Origin of the sequence: Capilliphycus salinus ALCB114379, from assembly GCF_047276495.1 — a bacterium.
GTDB classification, from domain to species: Bacteria; Cyanobacteriota; Cyanobacteriia; order Cyanobacteriales; family Microcoleaceae; genus Capilliphycus; species Capilliphycus salinus.
On record NZ_CP178543.1, the window covers coordinates 2,392,148 to 2,416,795 of the forward strand.

At 43.8% G+C, this 24,648-nt stretch carries 19 protein-coding genes and 1 pseudogene; 9 read left to right on the forward strand and 11 right to left on the reverse strand.

Features of this window, described 5'->3' with window-relative positions:
- Positions 1-338 precede the first annotated feature (338 nt).
- On the forward strand, positions 339-1,811 hold the full coding sequence (locus ACL6C3_RS09945; protein ID WP_413167009.1) for a pentapeptide repeat-containing protein: 1,473 nt from the start codon (positions 339-341) through the stop codon (positions 1,809-1,811).
- A gap of 27 nt (positions 1,812-1,838) precedes the next feature.
- Here the strand turns inward: ACL6C3_RS09945 and ACL6C3_RS09950 are convergent, their stop codons facing one another.
- The gene (locus ACL6C3_RS09950) at positions 1,839-2,813 is read right to left on the reverse strand and encodes a patatin-like phospholipase family protein (protein ID WP_413167010.1); all 975 of its coding nucleotides are present in this window, start codon (positions 2,811-2,813) and stop codon (positions 1,839-1,841) included.
- A 176-nt stretch (positions 2,814-2,989) separates the two neighbouring features.
- Entirely contained in the window at positions 2,990-3,661 is a 672-nt protein-coding gene (locus ACL6C3_RS09955; RefSeq protein WP_413167011.1) for an HAD family hydrolase, read from the reverse strand.
- A 644-nt stretch (positions 3,662-4,305) separates the two neighbouring features.
- On the opposite strand from ACL6C3_RS09955, the gene ACL6C3_RS09960 reads away from it, so the two are divergent.
- The 5 genes from ACL6C3_RS09960 (at position 4,306) to ACL6C3_RS09980 (ending at position 9,232) form a co-directional block, all read left to right on the forward strand.
- Positions 4,306-5,670, forward strand: a complete 1,365-nt coding sequence (locus ACL6C3_RS09960) for an NAD-dependent succinate-semialdehyde dehydrogenase (protein WP_413167012.1) — start codon at positions 4,306-4,308, stop codon at positions 5,668-5,670.
- A 181-nt stretch (positions 5,671-5,851) separates the two neighbouring features.
- Positions 5,852-7,489, forward strand: coding sequence for an acetolactate synthase large subunit (locus tag ACL6C3_RS09965; protein WP_413167013.1), 1,638 nt, complete (start codon positions 5,852-5,854; stop codon positions 7,487-7,489).
- A gap of 152 nt (positions 7,490-7,641) precedes the next feature.
- Positions 7,642-8,427, forward strand: coding sequence for an exodeoxyribonuclease III (gene xth / locus ACL6C3_RS09970; RefSeq protein WP_413167014.1), 786 nt, complete (start codon positions 7,642-7,644; stop codon positions 8,425-8,427).
- Positions 8,428-8,561: 134 nt separating this feature from the next.
- A complete protein-coding gene (locus ACL6C3_RS09975; RefSeq protein WP_413167015.1) occupies positions 8,562-8,783 on the forward strand; it encodes a hypothetical protein in 222 nt (73 codons plus the stop codon).
- Between the two features lie 2 nt (positions 8,784-8,785).
- Entirely contained in the window at positions 8,786-9,232 is a 447-nt protein-coding gene (locus ACL6C3_RS09980; protein ID WP_413167016.1) for a PIN domain-containing protein, read from the forward strand.
- Positions 9,233-10,280: 1,048 nt separating this feature from the next.
- Here the strand turns inward: ACL6C3_RS09980 and petA are convergent.
- On the reverse strand, positions 10,281-11,270 hold the full coding sequence (petA, locus tag ACL6C3_RS09985) for a cytochrome f (RefSeq protein ID WP_413167017.1): 990 nt from the start codon (positions 11,268-11,270) through the stop codon (positions 10,281-10,283).
- Positions 11,271-11,447: 177 nt separating this feature from the next.
- Entirely contained in the window at positions 11,448-11,987 is a 540-nt protein-coding gene (gene petC / locus ACL6C3_RS09990) for a cytochrome b6-f complex iron-sulfur subunit (protein WP_413167018.1), read from the reverse strand.
- Positions 11,988-12,223: 236 nt separating this feature from the next.
- Here petC and ACL6C3_RS09995 point away from each other — a divergent pair, with 236 nt between their 5' ends.
- A complete protein-coding gene (locus ACL6C3_RS09995) occupies positions 12,224-12,532 on the forward strand; it encodes a DUF3067 family protein (protein ID WP_413167019.1) in 309 nt (102 codons plus the stop codon).
- A gap of 77 nt (positions 12,533-12,609) precedes the next feature.
- On the opposite strand, the gene ACL6C3_RS10000 is transcribed toward ACL6C3_RS09995, so the two are convergent.
- The 6 genes and pseudogenes from ACL6C3_RS10000 to ACL6C3_RS10025 form a co-directional block, all read right to left on the reverse strand.
- The gene (locus ACL6C3_RS10000; RefSeq protein ID WP_413167020.1) at positions 12,610-14,376 is read right to left on the reverse strand and encodes a PAS domain S-box protein; all 1,767 of its coding nucleotides are present in this window, start codon (positions 14,374-14,376) and stop codon (positions 12,610-12,612) included.
- A gap of 83 nt (positions 14,377-14,459) precedes the next feature.
- Positions 14,460-15,488, reverse strand: a complete 1,029-nt coding sequence (glsA, locus tag ACL6C3_RS10005; RefSeq protein ID WP_413167021.1) for a glutaminase A — start codon at positions 15,486-15,488, stop codon at positions 14,460-14,462.
- Between the two features lie 6 nt (positions 15,489-15,494).
- Positions 15,495-16,253, reverse strand: coding sequence for a MinD/ParA family protein (locus ACL6C3_RS10010; protein WP_413167022.1), 759 nt, complete (start codon positions 16,251-16,253; stop codon positions 15,495-15,497).
- Positions 16,254-16,582: 329 nt separating this feature from the next.
- Positions 16,583-16,918, reverse strand: coding sequence for a tRNA-binding protein (locus ACL6C3_RS10015; RefSeq protein ID WP_413167023.1), 336 nt, complete (start codon positions 16,916-16,918; stop codon positions 16,583-16,585).
- A 412-nt stretch (positions 16,919-17,330) separates the two neighbouring features.
- Positions 17,331-20,687 carry an ATP-binding protein gene (locus ACL6C3_RS10020; RefSeq protein ID WP_413167024.1) on the reverse strand — a complete coding sequence of 1,119 codons (3,357 nt, stop codon included), beginning with the start codon at positions 20,685-20,687 and terminating at the stop codon, positions 17,331-17,333.
- A gap of 34 nt (positions 20,688-20,721) precedes the next feature.
- Positions 20,722-20,880: pseudogene (locus ACL6C3_RS10025) on the reverse strand (zinc-ribbon domain-containing protein); the annotation flags it as partial.
- Between the two features lie 294 nt (positions 20,881-21,174).
- Between ACL6C3_RS10025 and ACL6C3_RS10030 the strand changes: the two are divergent.
- The gene (locus ACL6C3_RS10030) at positions 21,175-22,539 is read left to right on the forward strand and encodes a hypothetical protein (protein WP_413168292.1); all 1,365 of its coding nucleotides are present in this window, start codon (positions 21,175-21,177) and stop codon (positions 22,537-22,539) included.
- A 308-nt stretch (positions 22,540-22,847) separates the two neighbouring features.
- Here ACL6C3_RS10030 and ACL6C3_RS10035 read toward each other — a convergent pair whose 3' ends face one another.
- Positions 22,848-23,402, reverse strand: a complete 555-nt coding sequence (locus ACL6C3_RS10035) for a hypothetical protein (protein ID WP_413167025.1) — start codon at positions 23,400-23,402, stop codon at positions 22,848-22,850.
- 135 nt (positions 23,403-23,537) lie between these two features.
- Between ACL6C3_RS10035 and ACL6C3_RS10040 the strand changes: the two genes are divergently transcribed.
- Complete coding sequence (locus ACL6C3_RS10040) at positions 23,538-24,647, forward strand: DnaJ domain-containing protein (RefSeq protein ID WP_413167026.1); 1,110 nt, start codon at positions 23,538-23,540, stop codon at positions 24,645-24,647.
- The last annotated feature ends 1 nt before the right edge of the window (position 24,648 follow it).

Below are 24,648 nucleotides of genomic sequence, written 5' to 3' on the forward strand. Positions count from 1 at the left end.
GGGATTAAAAACCCGGTTTCTTTGAGAAACCGGGTTTTTGGAGTGTAGAAGTTTCCCCTCGCCTCACCCCCCACCCCCCTTTTTAAGGGGGGATCAAGGGGGGATTTAAGGGGGGATCAAGGGGGGATTTAAGGGGGGATCAAGGGGGGATAGAGAGGGGGTTAGGGGGAGAGGTCAAACTTTTATTATGAGATTCTGTCACTCAAAAAAGGGACTGTCGTTAACGACAACAAAATTGCTAAATTGAAACTACAGTCAAATGATTTTGTACAAATTCTAGTTATCAATTCTAGCTTACTTTTACCCCTCTATTGAATATTAGCAATAGGAAATCAATCATGGTGACAGACCTCCAAAAAATTGAATCCGTAAACTCCGCAAAAGTCGAGAATTCTCCATCTACAGAACCCTCGAAAGCGACTCAAACCATTATTAATCCCGAACTTCATCAAGACTTACAACAGTTGTACGAAGCCAAAATTTGTTCGGATTTATTTCAATATGATGTTTTATTGCGTCAACTCGCTCAAAAATATAACTTTGAACTCGAAGAATTTCGTCAAATATTTGAAAACTACGCCCAGAAAACATCCCTAGAAACGTCCCAAGGATTTCAAAAACAATCCCTACAAGTTGGATACTTTATCAATCGTTTTTCTTATCATGCGGCGAATTCAAAACTGTTGAGTATTCTCGCGGCTTTATCGGGTGTGGGATTTACTTTGTTTCAGTTTGGAACTCAAATTCACAGTTTTGTCACCGAACTTCAAGAACAAAATACTATCGCCCGTCGCCAAGTAATTTATCAAGCTTGGGATATAATTCGCAAAAATCAAGATCGAGAAATTAGCGATAATGAAAGCTACCGTTCAAATGGCGGTGTTACCCAAGCGTTGCAAGATTTACACAGCTATGAGGTGAATTTATCCGGTTTAGAAATTCAACGCACACAGTTAGTTTATCTGAACTTAGAACAAGCAGATTTGTCTTACAGTAATTTACAAGGTTCCAATCTCAATTACTCCCAATTTAACGGGACTAACTTTAACGAGTCAAAATTAGCAAATACAAAGTTTTTTAGAGCTAAATTAAATCATGTTTTCTTGAGAAATGCTCAACTTAATAACGCCGAACTGACCAGCGCACAACTGAATAATTCTAAGTTAATTAACGCCGAACTCATCGGCGCAGATTTAACCAATGCTCAACTTGAAAATGCCGATTTAACTGGGGCGAATTTAACCAATACTCAACTCAATCGGGTTAACTTTGAGGGTGCAGATTTTAAAGATGTTATCTGGACTAACGCCGAACTTCAAAAAGCCAATTTCACCAACGCTAAAAATCTTAATCCGGTAAAAATTAGAGAGGCGAAAAACTGGATATCAGCGACTTATAATCCCGAATTTGTTCCCGAACTTTGTTGGGTTCATGGCGGAGATTTAACTTCTGTTGACTTCAGTCAATTTAACTGTAAGCAACTCTATTTTAAACAATTAGATTCGGTGAACTTTAGCGGTGCAAATTTGCCCAATGTTAATCTGATTGAAGCCAGTTTAAAACAAGCCAATCTCAGCCAAGCCAACCTACAAAATGCTTTGCTTCATCGGGTTAAATTTCAAGGTGCAAATTTCCAAAATACCAACCTAGAAAAAGCAAATTTATTGTGTGCAAACTTAACCGATGCAACGAATTTAGAACCGCAACAAGTTAAAAAAGCCGCAAATTGGCGCTCTGCAATCTACAGTAAAGAATTTAATCGAGAACTTGGATTAAACACCAAACCCAGTTTTAGAGTTTGTCTGAAGTAACGAATAATTTTAACCGGATTCCCCAACTTATGCAGATGTTTCTAAAACTTCTTTAATCTGGGGAATCTTTGCTTTTGCAGCATCATAGCCTTTTTGCATAATCGGTTTGGCTTGATGAAAATCAAAAATCCCAAAATCCATTAAATTGGGTTCAATTAATAAATCAGGTTGGTTGATTTGGAGTTGAATCTGGGTGACTTGTTGTTCCATAACATTAATTGAATTTCCAATCACATCAAATATATTTAAACCCGTTTTAGCATCGGGTATCCAGTCGTCAATCTGATTGGGTAAAATCCGTTTTAGGGTATCATATCGACCCGTGAGATTTTGAACAATTCCGCTTTCTTGCTGTTCTTTTTCTTGACGTTCCTGTGATTCTTCGTCTATTTTTTCGCTGCTGATATCACTTTGGGAGATATAGGGATAACCATCAGAATCAGCTTCTTCGGCTTCAGAATCACTATTGAGATTAACCGCAATAATCACCTCAGCACCCATATCTTTAACCACACTAACGGGAACGGGGTTAACAATTCCACCATCGACTAAATACACTTCTTCCCGTTTAAAAGGTCTAAAAATTCCCGGTATCGAAATACTCGCCCTCACCGCATCAATTAAAGAACCCGAGTCAAAAACAATCTCTTTTTTTAACAAAAAGTTCGTCGCCACGCAGCGAAAAGGAATTGTTGTTTCTTCAAACTTCTTATCTGAGATAAATTTCCGAATAAAATTAACAACTCGTTCGCCATCAATTAAACCCATATTGGGAAACGAGATATCCAACAAAGACAAAAGATAATTCACATCAATTTCATTCGCAAAATCTTCTAATTTACCCAAGCTTTCTACACCATAAATCGCCCCCACAAAAGCACCAATACTCGCCCCCGACAAATAATCAACTTTAATCTCCGCTTCTTCTAAAGCACGAATTACGCCAATATGCGCCCAACCTCGCGCCCCACCACTTCCCAACACTAATCCAACTTGTACCAATGGAAATTACCTCCTATTTATTTCAAGTTATTTGATAATAGATTAATTTTATTTTTAACCCGATATAGCCTTTCTCCTGCAACCATAGAGGCGCAAGATTGCGCCCTCATTCTTGTTTGTTTTATGGAATTTTAAACCGTAGGGGCGCATGGCAATGCGCCCTCATTCTTGCGCCCTCATTCTTGCGCCCTAAGCGGAGATTCCTCATAACGGTCGAGTAAATCAGCCGGATCTTTATAAATAGCAATACAACCCGCTTCTTTTAAAACATCTTCAGAAAATCCCCCAGATAAAACCCCCACAGTTGATAAGGATATTTTCTCAGCAGCTTGCGCGTCGTAAGGACTATCACCCACAACAATAACTGATTCTTTACTAACGTTTTCAAGATGGTTAAGTGCGGCGATAAAAATATCAGGATTGGGTTTAGCCTGTTCAACGTCTCCTCTTGAAGTTACCCCATTGATTAAATCTTTAATCCCGAGAAGTTCTTCATAATGTTCAACCGTTTTTGGACGGGCGGAAGAAGCTAAAACAATCTGAGTACCATCCGCTTTAACCCGCTCAAAAAGTTCCCGAACTTTAGGAAAGGGCTTAATTTGATCGAGGAAATTTTTCTGATAGTATTCTTTGCGATAATCGCTAATTTTCTCGCCGTCTTTCTCGATTTCTTCTTGAGAGATAAACTCGGGGAGAATATATTCTCCTCCTTTTCCAATTTGTTGCCTAACCTTATCAAAATCAGCATCATAACCATACTGTTTAAATGCTTTTACCCAAGCTTCAGCATGAAAGTGAACTGAATCAACTAGGGTTCCGTCTATATCAAATATAATAGCTTTAGGCATGAATATTTTTGGCTCTATACTTTTCAGTGCGATCGCTACTCAATCACTTCTTTAGTAAACCCCATCGGGTACGCTGTTGTCCTGTATCTAGAGGTAGAAACTTTTTCGGGTGCATCAGATAGAGGAGTTCATTCTATGATTTCTCTGATTTTTAGTAGGGTGCATCAGATAGACAAGTTAATGCTGTGATTTCTCCTTCTTTTGTCTAATGCACCCTACACCATTTCCTGATAGATCAGATAGAGAAGTTGATGCTATGATTTTTTATTTTCTTGTTTGATGCACCCGAAAAAATTGACCGATACATCAGATAGAGAAGTTAATGCTATAATTTACGATCCTTTTGTCTGATGTACCCGAAAGAATTTTGATTGGTATTTGGTTGCATTGGATACAAGAGTTAATCCGATGCACCCGAAAGTCCGATCAACTGCTTGAGTATAAACCCCTATGATTGCGAGAATTTGTCAGTTATTTATAAAGAACTTTGAAAAGATCTAAAAAAATGTATCAATTTATGTAGACTAACCAGCCCCGGAGAGGTTAAACAATAGTTATGAGTTGTTCAGAGTTAGGATGAAGTAGAAGGGAACAGGTTTGCAAGCCGACCCGAAGTTTAATCTTAAAAAAAACTAAAAGTTACTATGGGGATTGCTACAATAAATCCGGCGACTGGGGAGTTGCTCAAAGCATTTGAACCGTTAACGGATGCTCAAATAGAAGACTGTCTCAGCCGCGCTCAACAGGCCTTTGAGCAATATCGCCGGCTGCCAATGGAACAAAAGGCAGGGTGGATGCAGAATGCGGCCAACATTCTCGAAACCGACGCCGAGAAATTCGCTAAACTGATGACCCTGGAAATGGGGAAACCCATCAAATCGGCGATCGCCGAAGCGAAAAAATGTGCTGTGGTTTGTCGCTATTACGCGGAAAACGCCGCTCAATTTTTGGCCAATGTTTCCGCCGAAAGCGATGCCAGTCACAGCTACGTCCGTTACGAACCGTTGGGGGTAATTTTAGCCGTTATGCCCTGGAATTTCCCCTTTTGGCAAGTTTTTCGGTTTGCGGCGCCGGCACTGATGGCGGGTAACGTCGGCCTGCTGAAACACGCTTCCAATGTCCCCCAATGCGCCCTGGCGATCGCAGAAATTTTCACCCAAGCGGGTTTTCCCGAAGACGTCTTTCAAACCCTGCTGATCGGATCGGATAAAGTCGCCCAAGTAATCTCCGATGATCGCGTGAAAGCGGGAACTCTCACCGGAAGCGAACCGGCGGGAATGAGTTTCGCCTCTCTTGCCGGGAAACATATCAAAAAAACGGTATTAGAATTAGGAGGTAGCGATCCGTTTATCGTCCTCGAAAGTGCAGACTTAGAAGCGGCAGTGCAAACGGCCGTCACCGCTAGAATGTTAAATAACGGTCAGTCCTGCATAGCGGCGAAACGGTTTATCCTCGCCTCCGCGATCGCCGATGAATTTGAACGGCGCTTGGCCGAAAAATTCCAAGCCTTAAAAATTGGCGATCCGATGGCAGAGGATACGGATGTCGGGCCGTTAGCAACCCCCGAGATTTTACAAGACATCGACAAACAAGTCAAAACTTCTGTCGAAAAAGGTGCTAAAGTGCTGATAGGCGGTCAACCCCTGGACCAACCGGGAAACTTTTATCCGCCCACAATCTTGAGCGATATCCCGCCCGGAACCCCCCCCTACGAGGAAGAATTTTTCGGCCCTGTAGCGTTAATGTTCCGTGTATCAAACCTTGATGATGCGATAAAATTAGCCAATAGCACAGTCTTTGGCTTGGGTGCAAGTGCATGGACGACAGATGAAGCGGAGCGCGATCGCTTAATCTCAGAGTTGGATGCGGGTGCTGTCTTTATCAACGGTTTAGTCAAGTCCGACCCGCGTTTACCCTTTGGTGGAATTAAACGCTCAGGCTATGGACGAGAATTAAGTATTCAGGGCATTCACGAATTTGTCAACATTAAAACCGTTTGGATTAAGTAAGCGAAATTCAGAATTGGGAATTCAAAGTTAAAATAATTCAGACAAAACTGAGCAATTCACTCAAGGTTGACCCTCATTTCAGCAATGAAGTCAACCCCTACATTCTCAGCTTTGAATCCCTCTGAAATTCCGCTCGGCAATCAATTTCATTTCATCTCAAAATATCCCAAATAGACCTGACATGAACACAGCAGAACTTCTGGTCAAATGCCTCGAAAATGAAGGAGTACAGTACGTCTTCGGACTACCCGGAGAAGAGAACATGGATGTTCTCGAATCCCTGAAAACCTCCCCGATTCAGTTTATTACCACCCGTCACGAACAAGGCGCCGCTTTTATGGCCGATGTCTACGGACGCCTGACGGGAAAAGCCGGAGTTTGTTTATCCACCTTGGGGCCAGGAGCAACTAACCTGATGACGGGTGTGGCCGATGCCAACCTCGATGGCGCGCCTTTAGTTGCCATCACCGGACAAGTGGGAACCGACCGAATGCACATTGAATCCCATCAATACTTAGATTTGGTGGCAATGTTTGCTCCGGTTACGAAGTGGAATTCCCAAATTGTTCGACCCAGTAACACCCCCGAAATTGTTCGCAAAGCCTTTAAACTCGCCCAAGCGGAAAAACCCGGTGCCGTTCATATCGATCTGCCCGAAAATATTGCGGAAATGGAAGCAGTCGGAAAACCTCTTGAACGAGATAAGCGGGAAAAAGTCTATTCGGCTTATCACAGTATGAATGAGGCGGCCGTGGCGATTTCTAAGGCAAAAAATCCGATTATTTTAGTCGGAAATGGGGCATTGCGAGCCAATGCAAGCGATGCTGTTACCGAGTTTGCGACCCAACTCAATATTCCGGTTGTGAATACTTTTATGGGGAAAGGTGCGATTCCCTACACTCATCCCCTCTCCTTGTGGACAACCGGATTACAAAAGCGGGATTATATTAGTTGTGCTTTTGAGAAGTCTGATTTGGTGATTGCTATCGGTTACGATTTGATTGAATATTCTCCCAAAAAGTGGAACCCCGAAAGCACAATTCCGATTATTCACATTAGCGCTACTCCCTCTGAAGTCGATAGTAGTTATATCCCCATTGCCGAAATTGTTGGGGATATTTCCGACTCGCTCAATGAGATTCTTCGCCGTTCAGATCGCACCGGAAAACCCGAACCTTATGGGCTAAAATTGCGCTCATCTATTCGTAAAGATTACGAACAATATGCTGATGATGATGGCTACCCCATTAAACCCCAAAAATTGATTTATGATTTGCGTCAGGTGTTGGGACCCGAAGATATTGTGATCTCCGATGTTGGCGCTCATAAAATGTGGATCGCCCGTCATTTTCACTGCGATCGCCCCAATACTTGTATTATTTCTAATGGGTTTGCTGCGATGGGAATTGCTATTCCCGGCGCCATTGCCGCCAAATTAGTGAATCCTCATTTAAAGGTTGTTGCGGCGACCGGCGACGGTGGGTTTATGATGAACTGCCAAGAGTTAGAAACGGCTTTGCGGGTCGGTACTCCTTTTGTGACGATTGTTTTTAATGATGGCGGTTATGGGTTAATTGAATGGAAGCAAGAAGACCATTACGGCGATTCTTCTTTTATTAAATTTGGCAATCCTGATTTTGTCAAATTTGCCGAAAGTATGGGGTTAAAAGGCTATCGGGTTGAGTCCGCAACGGACTTAGTTCCGATTTTAAAAGAAGCGCTCGCTCAAGATGTTCCGGCTGTAATTGACTGTCCGGTTGACTATCGAGAAAATGCTCGTTTTAGCCAACGTTCAGAAGGGTTATCCTGTCCCATTTAAGCCTCTCTCTCCTTAAAAAACCCGGTTTATTGTAGGGTGGGTGACAACCCATTATTCAACCGCTGAAATTATCAACTTTTTGCGGTCACCCACCCTACTAATCTCAGAGAAACCGGGTTTTGACAAGAACTAACAAATTCTATGAATTTATAATGAAAATCGCGACTTGGAATGTCAACTCAATACGGACCCGCCAAGAACAGGTTTTAGCTTGGTTACAAACCAACCCGGTTGATGTTTTGTGTTTGCAAGAAACCAAAGTAAACGACCCCCAATTTCCCCGACTCCCGTTTGAAAATTTAGGCTATCATCTTTATATCTGCGGACAAAAAGCCTATAACGGAGTCGCTATTTTTAGCCGTCAACCTTTAGAAGATATTACCGTTGGTTTTGCGGCTATTTTAGATGAAAATACCGTTCAAAGCTTCGACGAACAAAAGCGAGTCATCGCCGGAACAATAGACGGAGTTAGAATTATAAATTTATACGTTCCCAACGGTGCCAGCGTCGGAAGCGAGAAATATCTCTACAAACTCGGTTGGTTAAAACTGTTAAAAGAATATCTACAAAAAACCCTAGAAAAAACCCCAAATCTCTGCGTTTGTGGAGACTTTAACATCGCCTTAGAAGATCGGGATATTCACGACCCCAAAGGTCGAGAAAATCATATCATGGCATCCGACGCCGAACGTCAAGCCTTAAAAGACATTCTAGAATTGGGGTTAGCCGACGCCTTCCGCAAATTTAACACCGAAAGCGGACAATTTAGTTGGTGGGACTATCGCGCCGCCTCTTTTCCCCGCAACAAAGGATGGCGCATCGATCATCATTATTTGAGTTCATCTCTCTACGATCAAGCCAAAAGTTGTACCATTGATAAAACCCCCAGAAAATTAGAAAAACCTAGCGATCATACCCCCGTTATTGTTGAATTATAAAACTTTAAAATCGGGAAAATTTCAAGCTCTCTTATTCTTGCCTGCCACTTTCACCAAAGTACACCCCAACCCTCTGTTAGAATCCTGTCGCCGCTCAATCTATGTTATAATTCAAACAAATCTGGAGATGTAAAATGGCTAATTCAGTTGAATTTAAAGCAAAAATCAAACAAGGTATCATCGAAATACCAGAAGAATATAAACAACAGTTAAGAGAAGAAAGTGAGGTAACAGTAATTGTCCTCAAGCAGCCCAAAATAATTTCTCAAACCGGAATTCTGGCTGAGTTAACTCAAAATCCGATTTCAGTTCCTGGTGTCCGAAAATTAACACGGGATGAAATATACAAACTATAGCAATGCCAAATTCTCTTTATTTTTGTGATTCTAATATATGGTTATATCGATTTTTGAGCGATCCAGATAGCGATCGCGCTGAAGAAATCCAAAAGCATGACATCGCCACAAATCTCACCAGTGCTGAAAACATTCTGGTTAGTAACCAAGTCATTAATGAAGTCTGTGCTGTTTTACTGAGAAAAGCTAAGGTTAGTGAAATTCAAATTAGACAAATTATCCAAGAATTTTATCAGGGTTGTATTGTCATTGAGATTGATTACAATATTATCGTTACCGCTTCTGATTTACGCATGAACTATAACCTTTCATTTTGGGATAGTGTAATTGTTGCTAGTGCCTTATCTGGTGGTGCAAATACTCTGTATTCTGAAGATATGCAAGATGGTTTAATCATTTTTCAGCAACTCACTATTATTAATCCATTTAAAGCCGAGAAACTGGATTAATAGTCAACTTCACCTTCAAAACTCTACTAATATCTATCTTCATTACAAATTAACAGATCGCTTCCCACTCCGACTCAAGCTTGACCAAAAGTTAACTTTTTCTAATCAATACCTGTAAATAGTTTTGAAAAATAAAAGTTTTGGGGTAAAATCGGATTTTTAATTGAGAAAATTTCTTAAATAGTTGACGAATTTATAGGGGTTCTGGTACACTAGAAAAAACACCACCCAAGGGGTTACTCTGTCTAAATGTAAAAATACAGCCTAAAACCCTGATTATTTCGTTAAATATCAGCATATTCTGACTAAAATACTTAAACAGCGACGCACCAATTTTCAGCGACTCAGCAAAACCCCAAAATCAGCATCTTGACAAAATCGAGAGTTTGTGGATACCCAAGTCAACAGGTTTGAGAACAAGAATAAAATTTGAGGAGTCAGAAATTAATCTCGAAGTCTCCCTCAGACTCACCTCTAACTTCTCAGCATTAAAATTCAAATGAATCTCAGCTAATTCTAGAAGTTCATTTCAGCAGCTTGAACCTTTTTAACTGAGATCTATCTTCATTACCCTTACAAATTAACTGATCGCTTCCCACTCCGACTCAAGCCCGACACAAAGTTAAGTTTTTCTAATCGATAACTGTAAATCGTTTGGAAAAATAAAAGTTTAGGGGAAAAATCGGATTTTTAATTGAGAAAATTTCTTAAATTATTGACGAATTTATAGGGGTTCTGGTACACTAGAAAAAACACCACCCAAGGGGTTACTCTGTCTGAACGTAAAAATAGAGCCTACAACCCTGATTCTCTCGTTAAATCTCAGCATATCCTGACTAAAATACTTAAACAGCGACGCACCAATTTTCAGCGACTCAGCAAAACCCCAAAATCAGCATCTTGACAAAATCGAGAGTTTGTGGATACCCAAGTCAACAGGTTTGAGAACAAGAATAAAATTTGAGGAGTCAGAAGTTAACCTTGAAGTCTCCTCCACGACTAACCCCCAACTCCTCAGCGTAAAGATTCAAATGAATCTCAGCTAATTCTAGAAGTTCATTTCAGCAGCTTGAACCTTTTCAACCTGTTTCTTCTTAAGAACCAGCATCACTTGAGTCAACATCACCAAAGCAAAGAAAGCCAACAACCACTTAATCCGGGTAGCACTTTGCAAGACAATTTCAGTATCGGCTTGACCAAAACCACCCACGTTCGGATCTTGGTTCAAGGGCTGACCTGCGGTGATATCTTGACCTTCAGAAACAATCAGTTCGGGGCCTGGAGGAACGGTATCAACCACCGTTTTACCGTCGGGCGTTTCAATACTAATTTGATAGCCGACGCCCTCTTCAGAGGTAATTTGAGCAATGGTACCGGCAGCAGACGCTTTGTAAACCGCGTTATTGCTTTGGTTTCCGGCCGGATAAACCTGACCGCGACCCCGGTTTCCACCGACATGAACGGCAAATTTACCGTAAGTTACAGAAGAATCCGTTCTCGGATCGGGAGATAAAATCGGGAAGACCAGTTCTTGGTACTGTTCGCCCGGTAACGGCCCAACCAACAGGATATTATCTTGATCTTCGCTATAAGGTTGGAAGTACAGATCGCCAACTTCTTCCTTTAATTCTTCGGGAATACGTTCCGGGGGAGCAATTCTAAAGCCTTCGGGAAGCATCAAAACAGCGCCAACGTTCAAACCGCCTTTGCTACCATCCCCTAAAACTTGCTGTACGCCGGTGTCATAGGGAACTTTCACAACCGCTTTAAATACGGTATCCGGTAGAACGGACTGGGGAACTTCAACTTCCGTCGGTTTGGCGCCGAGGTGACAGTTGGCACAAACAATTCGTCCGGTCGGTTCGCGGGGAGTTTCCGGAGCCGTTTGCTGCGCCCAAAAAGGATAGGCAGCAGCCGCTTGAGGAAGGGCAATATCGCTGGTGAAGAAGAAAGTTACCGTTGCGATCGCAATCAGCATCATCTTCCAAGTTGCCCGAATGCTACGATGGAGCATTGCAGTTTGGTCGGATTTTGACATTAGTAATGTTCTTACTCGCTCAAAGTCAAAGGATTTTTTCTTGAGAGCGGGAATTTTATCGTTAAATCTTCCCAATCTCAAATTTTATCTATAGCAGCGGATCTGGGAACACCGGAACAGTAGAACCAACAGTTCACCGTACCCGCCCCAATCACCTTTTGATTTGCTATCAGTTTATTAAGACCACCAGGGATTTTCGCCCGTGCGGAAATCGGTTTCTGTCCAGGGGGTAAAGGTCACTTTGTCGTTTTCGACAGTGGCATGAGCCAACGCCAAAGACAGAGGGGCAGGCCCACGAACGACTTTACCTTGGGCATTATACTGTGAACCGTGACAAGGACAGATGAATTTTTCTTCGCTACCGTTCCAGGGGACAACACAACCCAAGTGGGTACAAACGGCGTTAATGCCGTAGTCGGCTAAGGTGCCGTCGTTTTCTACCACCAAGTAGGTCGGATCGCCTTTTAACCCTTGGGCTAACGTGCGATCGCCGGGATTGTGCTTGGCTAAAAATTCACTGGCGAGAATATCACTTCCAACCGCATCTTTAGCGATGACACCGCCACCGGCACCGCCGCTTGAGGCGGGAATAAAATATTTAACGAAAGGGTAAAGCGCACCCAGAGCTACGCCTGTGGCTGACCCAAACGTTAACAGGTTCATAAATTGGCGACGCCCCATATTCGGAGCTTCCGGCGTTTCAGAAATTTGAGTCATAATTGACTAGTTGATTCTGTCTTACTTATGTTGGTTTTCGAGAGCTTTGGAGCTAACAAACAAAAAATGTATTGCAGATTAGCTTGAATTATTGCACCAAGTCTGCTACAGGTTAAAACCAAACAGAGTGATTCTGTTTACGGCTTTTCCCATCATTAGAGTATTATTACATTTTTTTAACTTGGTCTTTTATTATTACAAAATGTAAACATGAGGGGTTGATTCAGGAGCGAGCCATGACCGGGAAAGAACTACATCAGCTACTGTTGGACAAGTGGGGCGTCTCCTATGATGTCCAGTTGCGGCGCATCCGAGGCAAGGTGTTCTTGCAGATCATGTGGAAATATCTCGAACAGATGTCTTTTCCCTTGAGTGAGGCGGACTACATCGCCCACTTGAACGCGATCGCCCAATATCTTAACGGATGGGGGACTGTGGAGTTGGTTAGGGACTACATTGAGAATACCCGAGAAAAACCCCGTCTCGGTAAAGCTGTTAGTATTCCTTTAGACTTGGGAGAACGAGCTTCCGAGTGGATCTTATAACACTCATTCGGGAGGGAACAGGTTACAGGAGGCACTGGGTCAGAGAACATGGATAATTCATAACTAAACTAAGAATTCTAAGTCCAAAATTCATCTAAGTTGATTTCTGCCATCTCTTGCTGCACCTCCTGAAAATAACTACTCTCAGTGAGGGTTGCCACTTCTTGTTGTCGTTTTTTGTGATCGATTTCAATTTTTAATTCTTCTAATTGTCGTCTGAGTTCATCTTCTTGGCGTTTGCGTTCGGTAATATCTTTGACAATGCCTTCATAATAAAGAACTTTACCCCGACTATTTTTCACGACACGGGCATTAATTTCTGTCCAAATAATGCTACCATCTTTACAATAACAACGGTACTCGAAACCCTTAACGGTATCCTGTTTTTGTAACAACTCTCTAAATTTTGTGCGCTGTTGGGGATTAACATAAAGTTGTTCGCCAATATTGGTAATGCTATTCATCATCTCTGTCGGAGAATCATAACCATAAATTCTAGCCAGTGCCGGGTTAACACTAATATATCGGCCTTGAGGACTCGATTGAAAAATCCCTTCCAGCGCATTTTCAAAGATACTGCGATAATTTTCTTCCGCAATTCGCAATTCTTCGTTTTTTCGTTCTAGAGTTTTAAAAGAGCTTTTCAGTTGTTTAGCCATCGTATTAAAAGAGTTTCCCAACATCAAAATTTCAGTAATAAAACAGGGTTCAACCTCTTGATTAAGCTGACCTTGGGCGAGTTGATCGGAAGCCTGAGAGACACGCTGTAGCGGTTGAGTCATCCATTTTCCCGTGAGAATAGCCATCACAATCGCTAACAGCAATGCCATAATACAGAGCAAAATTGTGTTGCGGGTATTGGTATTAATTTTCTCCATAAAATCGGCTTCGGGAACCACAACCACAATCAACCAATCCAGCCCAAAACCATCTTGAAAGGGCAAAATTTCTAAAAACTTTTGTTTGTTATTAATTTTAAATCTCAGTTGTTTAGCTTGGTTAATTTGGTCAAACCCCTTAAAACTTTCGACTAAGTATTTTGCAGTTTCTCGCACTAATTGATCTTGACTATCAACCGCTTGTAATCGTTGGGCGGTTTCACCCTGACCGCTCATTAAGGATTCGTCGGTTGAATTTGAGATTAAATATCCCTGACGGTCAACAACAAAAGCTTGTCCGGTTTTACCAATTTTTAGACGCTGTAAGAAATTTCTAAATTCTTCGGGTAAAACAACATCGGTTGCACAAACTCCAATTAAATTATTCCCCAATTGATCGTAAACTGGAACGCTGGCGGTAATATTGGGTAATTTTGTTGTAAAGGCAATATAAATATCCGTCCAAGTGTATTCCTGAGCCAAGTTAGCAGCACTATACCAGGGACGTTGGCGAGAGTCATAGGGTTTGTCGGCTTGACTCAAAAGAAAGGTGCGTTGACCTCGGACATCTAAGCGATAATATTGACGAATAAAGTTGGTAGAGCGATTGCTGTATGTTAGTTGCAAAGAACCATCTTCCGGTGATCGCAAAACTCCGAAAAATTCTCCATTTTGGGCGCTGCCACAGTATACCAGAGCAACCGTTGGAGCAATTCTCATCTGTTGATAGAGTAAGCTTTCACCGAAGCTGGCATTTTCGACATCCAAGATTCCCTGCTTAAAGGCGCTGGCATTGAGGCGGTTGATTTCGTGAGGGGTTTCAAAGTATCCCCTCAATTCTTTTTCAATGCGGGCTGTAATTTCAGAGCGAAGTTGTGTTGCCAATTCATTAACCGCTTTCTGCCCATTGCGAAAGGACAGATAACCCACCAAACCCACCGCTCCCCCGATCTGTAGCACAAACATCAAGATCAACACCACTCTCAAGGGCAGATGGAAGGATAGAAGGGCTTTCAGCAGAGGTGATAATGACCCAAAAAGTTTCCTTTTCACCAGCTTTCGATCTCACTGCCATCAATCCAAGCGGCTAAATCGCGCTCGGGTTTAGCCACATTAAACAAGTGTAAGCCAAAATCCCGTGAAAGATCTTCACAGACTTTAATTCCCCGCCAACTATTGCCTTTAGCATCTAACAGGGGTGAAAACGTACCAACACCCAGTTTTCCGGGTGCAACAGCGGTAATACCGCCCCCAACGCCGCTTTTAGCCGGGATGCCAATCCGATACAGCCATTCGCCCGATCCATCATACATCCCACAGGTAAGCATCACGCTAATCACATCTTGCACGTAGCGTTCATCAAGCGCTCGTTCTTGGGTAACGGGGTTGACTCCGCCATTGGCTAAGGTGGCTGACATCATCGCCAAGTCACGGGCGTTCACCATAATCGAACATTGTTGAAAATAGATATCTAAGGTATCCTCAATCTTGTCGCCGACCATGCCAAAATTGAGCATCAGATAGGACATTGCCCGATTGCGGTTGCCTGTTGATTTTTCAGAGAGGAACACCGGAACATTAATTTCATGATCTCGCCCGGTATAACGCTTAAACATCTCTAGCAGTCGTTTCAGGCGTTCGGTGCTATTGTTTCCTTTGATCAAATCGGTTGTGGCAATCGCTCCGGCATTCACCATTGGATTATAAGGGCGGTTGGTGACTTCATCCAAGACAATCGAGTTAAACGCTTCTCCAGTGGGTTCAACCCCAACTTTGCTGTTAACGTATTCCCGCCCATGATCTTCGAGGGCCAAACCAAACACAAAGGCTTTGGAGATCGACTGAATGGTAAATAATTGGTCGCATTCCCCGACTTCAAACATCTGTCCGTCGGTGGTGACAACGCAAATCCCAAACCATTCCGGTTTGGCGAGGGTTAATTCTGGGATATAATCGGCGATCGCCCCATCGTTGAATGATTTATACTTCTCATAGAGATCGTTCAAATAGTTCCGAAAGGGAGAAGTCATCGCACTAATTGAACTGGCGAGGGACTGCATATCTCCAAGATTTGACATCTTAACTTAGGCCTCCTGAATCTGCTGCGCGACTTTCTGGAACTCCTGACTAACGGGGTGTTCTGGATATTTCACACAAAATACCCCTTCGCTGGCAAGCTGCACTAAATCTTCCGATAGGGGAAATACTCCGGCTACGTTTTCGTTATAAGTTTCTTCGACTTTTTGTTTGAGCGCTTCTCGATTCAGGGTGCTGTAAACTTTATTGATCACCAATAGCATTTTGCGGACTTTCAGTTGTCGTGCCACATCCATTGTCACTGCTGTTCCCTGATAATCTTGTTTGTCCGGGCGTAAAATCAAGATCAACACGTGGGAAATAGCAATCGATAAAAAGGTTTCTTTTGAGAGTCCGGGATGGGTATCAATAAATAAATAATCCAACTGAAGTTCTTTGACGAGACGACGAAATCCGTCATTCATCAGCTTGACATCGTAACCATTTTTTAAAATACGGGCAATATCATCGGCTTTAAAACTAGAAGGAACGAGATACAGTTTCCCGTTACTCTCGACTCCCACATTAGCGCTCACATCATAGGCTGTTTCTTCAATGGGAGTATCACCCCAAAGATAATTATTCAGGGTTTTATCGGTGGGTTCGAGTTCCAGACTAAATAGGTTATGAATACCCGGAGAAGGTAAATCGGTATCTACGACCCCAACCCGATATCCTTGGAGTGCAACCGTTGTTGCTAAGTTTGCAGTAAAGTTTGATTTACCTGTACCGCCTCGATAGGAGTGGATGGAAACAACTTTTGGCATATCTGAGCAAATAAAGGTTGATTGAATTCATGCCTACGGTTTAACGGAAATCCTACCAGAGATAAAATCTCGGCTTGAGGAAACTTCCAAATTCCTTAAGACTTTATAATTTTTACTCCAGAGTATCACAGTATCTCTATTTGTCTAGACTAAAATTTTTTGTGGGTAAGCTGCCTATCCGGTCTTCGGGGATTACGCTTCATTTAGGGACTTTTGGCCATCATCTCCGAAGCGGCACTTCTGCGATCGCCAACTGCAAATGAAAAGCGACTTGGGTCAGCAGAACCCACCCCAATTTTAGGAACTTGCCCTCATTTCTCAAGATGAATTTAGAAAATCCTCAGCCCCGGAGGAACCTCTCGATCCGGTTGAACCAAAGCCACTTTTCCTTCATCCATAACCACTCCTAAAACTAATACTTCCGAGATAAAATTAGCCACTTGTTTGGGCGGAAAATTAGTAACGGCGAGAATTTGTTGATTGATTAAATCTTGGGGTTGATAAAGCTTTGTTAATCCTGCACTCGACTTTTTAACGCCCAATTCGCCAAAATCAATCCAGAGTTTATAAGCGGGTTTTCTGGCCTCAAGAAAGACTTCAGCTTTGATAATTTTTCCAACCCTAATTTCTAACTTCAAAAAGTCTTCGTATGTTGCCTCATTCATAAAACAATTCCCCAACGATCGCCCGATAATCTAATTTATATAAAATACTTCAATTGTTGTCAAAGATAATCGATGGGAAATTGTGAAGTACCCAACTCAGAAGACACTGTAGGGGCGGGTTCTGCAAGAATTTATACTTCCCAGCAAGAACTTACATAAACCCGCCCCGGAGTCGGGAGGAAAGAAGTAAGTGCGTTCGCACTGGCTTCGCCTACAGGAGTAGGGGCGGGTTCGCTCTTAATTGATCATCTCCGACAGACAACTGATATAAACCCGCCCAGTCGTCACCGAGTTGGGAGTAAGCGCGTTCGCGCTCGCGCGCGCGTACAGCAGTTCAGAATTGCCTCTTACCCCTTACCCCTTACCCTTTACCCTTTACCCTTTACCCTATTCACTGGTAACTGTAAACTGCCTATTGCCTTTCATAGATGAGAAACTGTTGAACTTCAGCGACCTCAACAGACTCAACTCCGGCGGGCCATTGGCTGTAAACCTTCGCTAACAAATATTGTGCTAACTTAGAATTCCCCTGTTGGGACCAGATGCGTGCTAAACTCATAGTTGCTCTGAGTTCTAACAACTTTCCGCCCTGAGCGTGAGCAATTTCACAGGCTTTATTGAGATAATACTCAACCGACTGAGAATGAGGAGCAGACGCCTGACCCAAAGCCACCAGCATCGCCACCTGTTCGGGGTGCAAATTTTGTCCGCCCCCACCTTTAACATACATTAACTCACCTCTGAGTCGAAACAGTTCGGCCTCCCAAAAGCGTTCACCCGTCCTTTCAACCGTAGACAACGCCTCGTGTAAAACCGCCAACCCCGCTTCTATTTGTCCGGCTTTGGCGTGAGCTTGTGCTAACAGTCCCAAGAAATAGGTCCAAGAAATTTTAGCGCCCGTCGCCGCATGAGCCGCAATACCCCGCCGAAGTTGATTAATTCCCAAGTCAGCCTGTCCGAGTTCAACCAACGCCCAACCCTGCATAATAATCCCAGTGCCTAACCAAAACTCAAACCGCTGTTCGCCGGCCAAAGCTATAGCCGCTTCCGCTTGGTGTTGAACCGCTTCTGGTTCTTGACGCAGTTGATGAAACATCGCCTTCATTGACAAAGCGAACCCCGTACTGTATGGATGAGACAACTCCAAAGCCAAATGAATCGCTTCTTCACTGTACTCAAGGGAAGCTTCTGGCTGTCCGAGCAACCACGCACTCAGCGACATATAAGACAAACTGGCAACTCCGACATCTTGTCCGGTCAAACAAGTCTGACAGGTGCGGTTCGTTTTTTGATACAATTCATAGCTAGTTTTCCAATGTTCGTGAGCCGCTTGTAACCGTCCCAGATAAAATAAAGCAAATCCGAGAGTAAAACGGGCTTCCATCTCTAAAATCGGGTCATTGTGACGTCGGGCTAAACCCATTAACCGGCTCGCAAAATCAAGGGCAATTTTATGTTCTGATCGCGCCGCATGATAGCCCCAAAGTCCCCACAACACCGAAAACAATTGGGGAGTCGTTCCCAATTCTTGACAAATTTCCCGACTTCGTTTATAATTCTGTTCAACTTCTAGAGAAGCGTAACCTTTTGTGGCAATCAAAGCTTTACCCAAGGTCGTTTGCAGTTCGAGTTCTTGCTTTAACAACTCAATACTCGAAGGTCCTCCCAGTAAAGAAATTGTCCGACCTTGTTCGGCTTTGAGATCATCAATCAACTCTAAACCGGATTTAAGATGAGCGATGGCTTCTTCATTCGCCGAACCCAAAAAGGCTTTTTCTCCGGCTTTTTGCCAATAATCAATCGCACAAAAAGGCAATCCGGCTTTACTGTAGTGATAGGCGAGCAATTCCGGTTCGCGGCTAGTTAAAGTCGGAAATTCCGCTTCCAAAACCCGAGCAATACGACGGTGATATTGCGCCCGGGTACTTTTGAGCAAAGAATCATAAGCCGCATCTTGAATCAAAACATTTTTAAAGCTGTAAACCGCTTTGGGAAGTTCCCCATCGACAAACAATAATCGCGTCTCGACCAACTTTTCCAGGCCGCGAATAATGCTACTTTCATTCAAATTGATGGGTACGACCGCCCGACGCCCCGGCTCGTTAGGGCTGCTCGGTACGGGGTTAAGCGCGATCGCCCGCAACAATTCGTAACTGAACTCCCGACCAATGGTAGCGCCGAGTTGAGCCACTTCTTTGGCCCCATCGAGGCGATCGAGCCGTTCCATCAACAAACCTTTGAGGGTGTCGGGAATGCTCAGGGTGGGTAGGGGGCCTGTCAGTTCGTAGGTGTCCTCCGTTTCTTTAAACGGCCCGGACTCCACCACCATTTTAGTCATTTCTTCGATAAACAGGGGAATCCCATCCGTTTTTTCGACAATCAGTTTAGACACCGCATAGGGAAGCCGCTTACCGCCCGTAACGCCCTGAATAATTTGTTCGATCTGATTAGCCGTCAGGTTGTTAAGATTAATTTGACTGACGTGAGGCAGTCGCAGCCAGTGGGATTGAAAACCCGGTCGCATGGTATAAATTCGGAGGATGGGATAATGGGTTTCTTCCCGGATCAGGCGATCAGCCAGTTCTAGGGTAGACGGATCGATCCAGTGGAGATCTTCGACAACCACCAATAGAGGTTGTTGGCTGGCGGCTTTGTGGATCATCGCCAGCATCACTTCTAACAGCTTTTGTTTCGTGGCCTGGGGCGACAGGTTCAAAGGCCGATAACGTTGTTCATCGACAGAGATCGAAAGTAACTGGGCGAACAAAGGAACCGCCTCAGCCCGAGAAATTTGATGAGCGTCGAGGAATTCTTCGAGTTTAGCCAACTGTTGGGCGTTTGTGTCTTCGCGAGTCAGTTTTAAGACTCGTTCGGCGATCAGTTCGATTATCGGATGAAAAGGGGTATTTTGATAGTAGGGAGAACAAAAAATTTCCCGCAGGGTATAAGCATCGTTGCTGATCCGTTCTCGGAAAGCTTGGACAAGGCGGGATTTTCCAAAGCCGGCTTCTGCCATCAACAGTACCACTTCTCCGCGTCCGGATTTGACTCTTTCCCAAATGGCTTGCAGCTGTTCGAGTTCCGCTTCTCGGCCCACGTAGGGAGTCCAACTGCTTTGAGCGACTTTCTGGCGCTTGCAGGAGTCCGATTCTTGCAGCACTTGGTAAATTTCAACCGGAGTTGATACGCCTTTGAGCGAATGTTGACCTAAGGACTGAAATTCAAAAATCCCTTGTACCAGTCGGTAGGTCGTGGGACTGACAACGGCCGTATTGGGTTCGGCGAAGCCTTGCAGTCGGGCGGCGATATTCGGGGTCTGGCCGATGGCTAATTGTTCGCGTTTATTGCCGGCGCCGACTTCCCCAACCACCACTAAGCCCGTGTGAATGCCCAGACGGACAGACAGTTGCAGACAGCGGTTGGCAATACAGCCGAGTTTGAGGGTGGCGATCGCTTTGATAATGCCTAAGGCGGCTCTTAAGGCTCGTCCGGCGTCGTCTTCGTGGGCTAACGGATAGCCAAAATAGACTAAGATCCCATCTCCGAGATATTGGGCAATGTAGCCTTCGTATTGAAGAACGACTTCGGCGCAGGTTTCCTGATATTTTTGAATCAGTTCTCGCAGTTCTTCGGGATCGAGTTCTTCGGAGAGCGCCGTTGAACCGACCAGATCGCAAAACATTACCGTCAGTTGACGCCGTTCGGCGGGGCCGGATCGGGGTGGGTTCTGGAGGGGTGGAGGGAGTGGGGGCGACAGGGTGATTGTCATTTTTTAAGGATGTACCGCATTCTGTACAATATCTGGCTTGGGGTGAATTTTTGTGTTGGCAGTGGGAACATACTTTATACAGAGATGTGCCACATTCCATACAGTAATTTGCACCATCTGAATTTAAAATGCCACAATTCGGGCAATTGACCATTACCTGAATATTTTGGCTGAGTGGAGAAGTTTTGGTCATCTCAAACCTCGCGGCAGGGAGTTGTCTGTCAGTTAATACCTATCTTGCATCCTATAGGAGAGTCTGGGAAAGATCCGTTCATTTGTCTGTGGTGTTGGCGATCGCTGGTTTGTCTGCTTTGACTGCGGGAGTTGTTTTTGGGGGGTAATCGGTATGACAGTTGAAACAGAGAGTGCATAATTAAATTAAGATATCAACCTTTGTAGGAAAATTTATAGCCTACACTATGGGAAATTCTATTTTTCGCCGCGTTGGGTGATCGAAACAATGACAAACGTAGTGTGCGATCGGCAAATGAGTGTTGAACAGGATTATAACCAACAGTGTCTTGAGAAGTTGGCTTGGGCGATGAAACAGCTTGATATTGCTCTAGAATATCAAGACTTGGCTAAAATTACTGAACTGATTGTTCAGACGATGACCGGGCCTTGGCGTTATTTTCACACCCCAGAACATATTTTTGAGGTTGGCGGGTCTGAAGATGCCATTGAGGTGCTAGCGGCTTTATTTCACGATGTTGTTTATGTACAGGTCGATCAAAGTGTTAACTTTAATTTGACTTATTATATTGTTCCGTTTGTTCGACAGGCCGGAGAACATCTGGTGATTCGAGATGCTTCGGAGTTGCCGGCTGATAGCAGCTTTGAGATGGTGATGCGGGTGTTTAATTTTTCTGGCGGTCAAACTCTTTCTCCTCTGGAAGGTCAAAACGAGTTTTTGAGTGCTTTGGTAGCCGCTAAGGTTCTTGAGCCGTTTTTACCGCCGAAATTTATTCTTCAAATTGTCGCTTGTATTGAAGCAACAATTCCCTTTCGGACTCCCAACGCTGAAGGACTGAGCAATAGTGAGATTTTATATCGTCGCTTAGAAACGATTACTCAACAGTTAGATCTGAAGTTAACTCAAGAGGATTGGAAAGCGACTATTATTAGTTCTGTTCGTCTTTCTAATCGTGATGTTGGCAGTTTTGCTCATCCGAATCCGGCTCGTTTTTTAGATAATACTTGGAATTTACTCCCGGAAACCAATCATCATCTGAAATATTCCAGTTCTTATACAATTCATCAATATCGTACCGCCTTACAAAAAATGGAAGGCTTTCTCAATTTTATTAAGCCGGAAGTGATCTTTCATCAGTTTCAAGGATACCCGGATGATACGGTTTATCAAAATTTAGTTAAACGCGCTCGCAAGAATATTGAAGTCGGACGCCTTTATCTGGGTAGCAAGTTATTTACAATTGCGTTTTTAGAAGCACTTTCTCTGCGGTTTGGGCGGGTGATTCCGGTTTCAACTTTGATGGGAGAAATGCCAACGGAAAATTTTGTCGCGGCTTCTTTGGTTGATTTTTTACCGGAAATTGACCACCCCCACGAACCGAAAAATGAGTTAGAACAGCAGGTTTTAACGCTGTTAGATAAAGGCCGGACTCAAAGCGCTTCTTATGATATTAAAAACTCTCCTTTAGCTACCTATATGGTCAAGTCTATGGGGTTTGATGAGATTCGACATCAACGAGACCGCGCCCAAGAATTCTTTCAAAATGTGATTTCCGCTGAGGAGTTTTTAAGCGGTTGTGATATTCATGTTAAAAAGACGGTAACAGATGGCATTGTTAAATTATTTGATAGTCGAAAAGCGGCTTTGTGTCGGTCTTAAGAGGGCAGAGGGCAGAGGGCAGAGGGCAGAGGGCGGAGGGCAGAGGGCAGTTTACAGTTTACAGTTTACAGTGACCAGTTTTTTCAGTTGTCAGTTATTAGTGCTGTAGGGGCGGGTTCTGCCTAAATGTTTGTTTTCCCACAAATAACTTCTATAAACCCGCCCAACTGATCAGTTTTTCGGTGACTCCTGAACTCCTGACTTCTGACTTCTGACTTCTGACTTCTAATGACGACTGGGCGGGTTTATATCAGTTGTCTGTGGGAGATGATAAATTAAGACCGAACCCGCCCCTACAAAACTTTTGGCTATTTTAACCAACGTTCGGTGCCTTTTTTTGTGGGTAAACCGGCAGGGTTAAACGTCCAGATATCGCCTTTCTTTTGAGGGCCGTAACTGAGATGAATCGGTCTACTTTTGCCGTAAAAATAAAGGGAGTCAAAGGGTAATTTTTGGGCGACAATCCAATCAATAAATTCGTCGCTGTCTAAATCTTTGATTTGACAATCACAACCCGCCCCCAATCGATTACAATAATATTGACCATTTTTTTTTACTTCGTGCGCCATGTGCTGATCGATATTCGGCGCAACCCGACCATTTTTTAATCCGGTAATCGGATCTTTTTTTTCGAGAAATCGTTTTAAATCTTTAGAACAAAATCCATAAGTTAGTTTAAATCTTTCCAATCCAAAACAATCAATAATCGGATCGAGAATCCATTGGTTTAACGCTTGAATGGCAACCAGACTTTTTTCAGACTCGGGATAAGGATTAATCTGGTCAGCATATTTGTGATAGGTCAAAGTGCAAGTACAAAAGGTTTCCAGCGTCAGATACTTTCCCAGTTTTAGATCTTTCATCGTTCTCTAAGACTTTTGAATTATCATAGAATTGAACCCGAAATTTAACAGGAGTCTGTGAAAGTGGCGCCTCGAAACTCTGAAAAATATTGCAGTTTGCCACCCGCAGTCCGATGCACGCTATTAGTTTAAAACGTGGATGAGATCGAATACTACTACCGAATCTTAAATCTTCAGCCCGGGGCGTCTTTAGAAGATGTCAAACAGGCTTATCGAAATTTGGCTTTGATTTGGCATCCCGATCGCTATCCTCTCGATTCTAGGTTACAGGCCGAAGCCGAACAAAAATTTAAAGAAATTAATTACGCTTACGTCCATTTGCGATCGCGCTTAAGCGATCCCGAATTTTCGGTTTCTCACGGACCAACCCCCTCAACCGCTTCTTCCCCTCCGCCAACCCCACCCGAGGACAACCCTTTTCAAACCTCAAGGGTTTATCAGGAAACCCCTCAGCCGGTTGATTCTTCCGTATCCTCACCGGATAGCCCCGTAATACCCTGGGGATGGCTGGCGGGTACTTTTTTGGGGTATACCCTGATCGGATGGGTTTTAACCGCCTTATCCGTCCCGCTGTGGAATGAAATCCTCGCCGCCATGTTGTGGGCGATCGTGGCAATTTTGGCTTCGATGGGAGAAAGGTTTGAACATTCCTGGTTTATCGCCTTGATGGTCGCCGGGGGTATGGCCGGATGGGTCGCCGGAAATCAAGCCGCAGGAATCATTACCGGGGTGGTTTGGGCGATCGTGGGGCTGGTTTTGGGGGCGATCGCGGGTTCGCAAGCCCGAGTTAAGGGGATTTTGTGGATACTGACTCTGGTGGGAATTTCTGCGATCGCCGGGTTGGTCGCCGGCAGCAAAACCGGAGATTGGCGGGGAGCGCTGTTGGGAGGTATGCTAGGGGCAGTCATGGGGACAACGATGGGCTTGATTTGCGATCGCGCTTTCCAAACTAAACCCAGGAGAAAAACCGGCGCCGGAAGCGTCTTTGGATTTGGGTTTGGTGCCTGGTTGGGTGCCTGGACGGGTGCGGGAGAAAATGCTGTAATTCGAGCGATTGAAAAAACGGGTTTAGAGGTGATTTTTGGCGCTTGGGCTGCCATCATTTTGATTTCGGGAGCGATCGCGCAAATGGTTGCCGGTGAAAAATTAATTGAGTCGTTTAATGGATTTTATACTTTTATGATTCTCGCTACAACTTCAGGTTTAGGATTAACGTTGGGATATTGGCTCGCCAATAAAGGTTGAT

Coding starts and splice junctions, on each gene's coding strand:
- ACL6C3_RS10000 (WP_413167020.1), bottom strand. CDS start 14,376: ATGTTTGTGCTACAGATCGGGGGAGCGGTGGGTTTGGTGGGTTATCTG.
- petA (WP_413167017.1), bottom strand. CDS start 11,270: ATGTCAAAATCCGACCAAACTGCAATGCTCCATCGTAGCATTCGGGCA.
- glsA (WP_413167021.1), bottom strand. CDS start 15,488: ATGTCAAATCTTGGAGATATGCAGTCCCTCGCCAGTTCAATTAGTGCG.
- ACL6C3_RS09995 (WP_413167019.1), top strand. CDS start 12,224: ATGACCGGGAAAGAACTACATCAGCTACTGTTGGACAAGTGGGGCGTC.
- ACL6C3_RS09965 (WP_413167013.1), top strand. CDS start 5,852: ATGAACACAGCAGAACTTCTGGTCAAATGCCTCGAAAATGAAGGAGTA.
- xth (WP_413167014.1), top strand. CDS start 7,642: ATGAAAATCGCGACTTGGAATGTCAACTCAATACGGACCCGCCAAGAA.
- ACL6C3_RS10035 (WP_413167025.1), bottom strand. CDS start 23,402: ATGAAAGATCTAAAACTGGGAAAGTATCTGACGCTGGAAACCTTTTGT.
- ACL6C3_RS09960 (WP_413167012.1), top strand. CDS start 4,306: ATGGGGATTGCTACAATAAATCCGGCGACTGGGGAGTTGCTCAAAGCA.
- ACL6C3_RS09975 (WP_413167015.1), top strand. CDS start 8,562: ATGGCTAATTCAGTTGAATTTAAAGCAAAAATCAAACAAGGTATCATC.
- ACL6C3_RS10030 (WP_413168292.1), top strand. CDS start 21,175: ATGAGTGTTGAACAGGATTATAACCAACAGTGTCTTGAGAAGTTGGCT.
- petC (WP_413167018.1), bottom strand. CDS start 11,987: ATGACTCAAATTTCTGAAACGCCGGAAGCTCCGAATATGGGGCGTCGC.
- ACL6C3_RS10015 (WP_413167023.1), bottom strand. CDS start 16,918: ATGAATGAGGCAACATACGAAGACTTTTTGAAGTTAGAAATTAGGGTT.
- ACL6C3_RS10020 (WP_413167024.1), bottom strand. CDS start 20,687: ATGACAATCACCCTGTCGCCCCCACTCCCTCCACCCCTCCAGAACCCA.
- ACL6C3_RS09980 (WP_413167016.1), top strand. CDS start 8,786: ATGCCAAATTCTCTTTATTTTTGTGATTCTAATATATGGTTATATCGA.
- ACL6C3_RS10010 (WP_413167022.1), bottom strand. CDS start 16,253: ATGCCAAAAGTTGTTTCCATCCACTCCTATCGAGGCGGTACAGGTAAA.
- ACL6C3_RS09955 (WP_413167011.1), bottom strand. CDS start 3,661: ATGCCTAAAGCTATTATATTTGATATAGACGGAACCCTAGTTGATTCA.
- ACL6C3_RS09945 (WP_413167009.1), top strand. CDS start 339: ATGGTGACAGACCTCCAAAAAATTGAATCCGTAAACTCCGCAAAAGTC.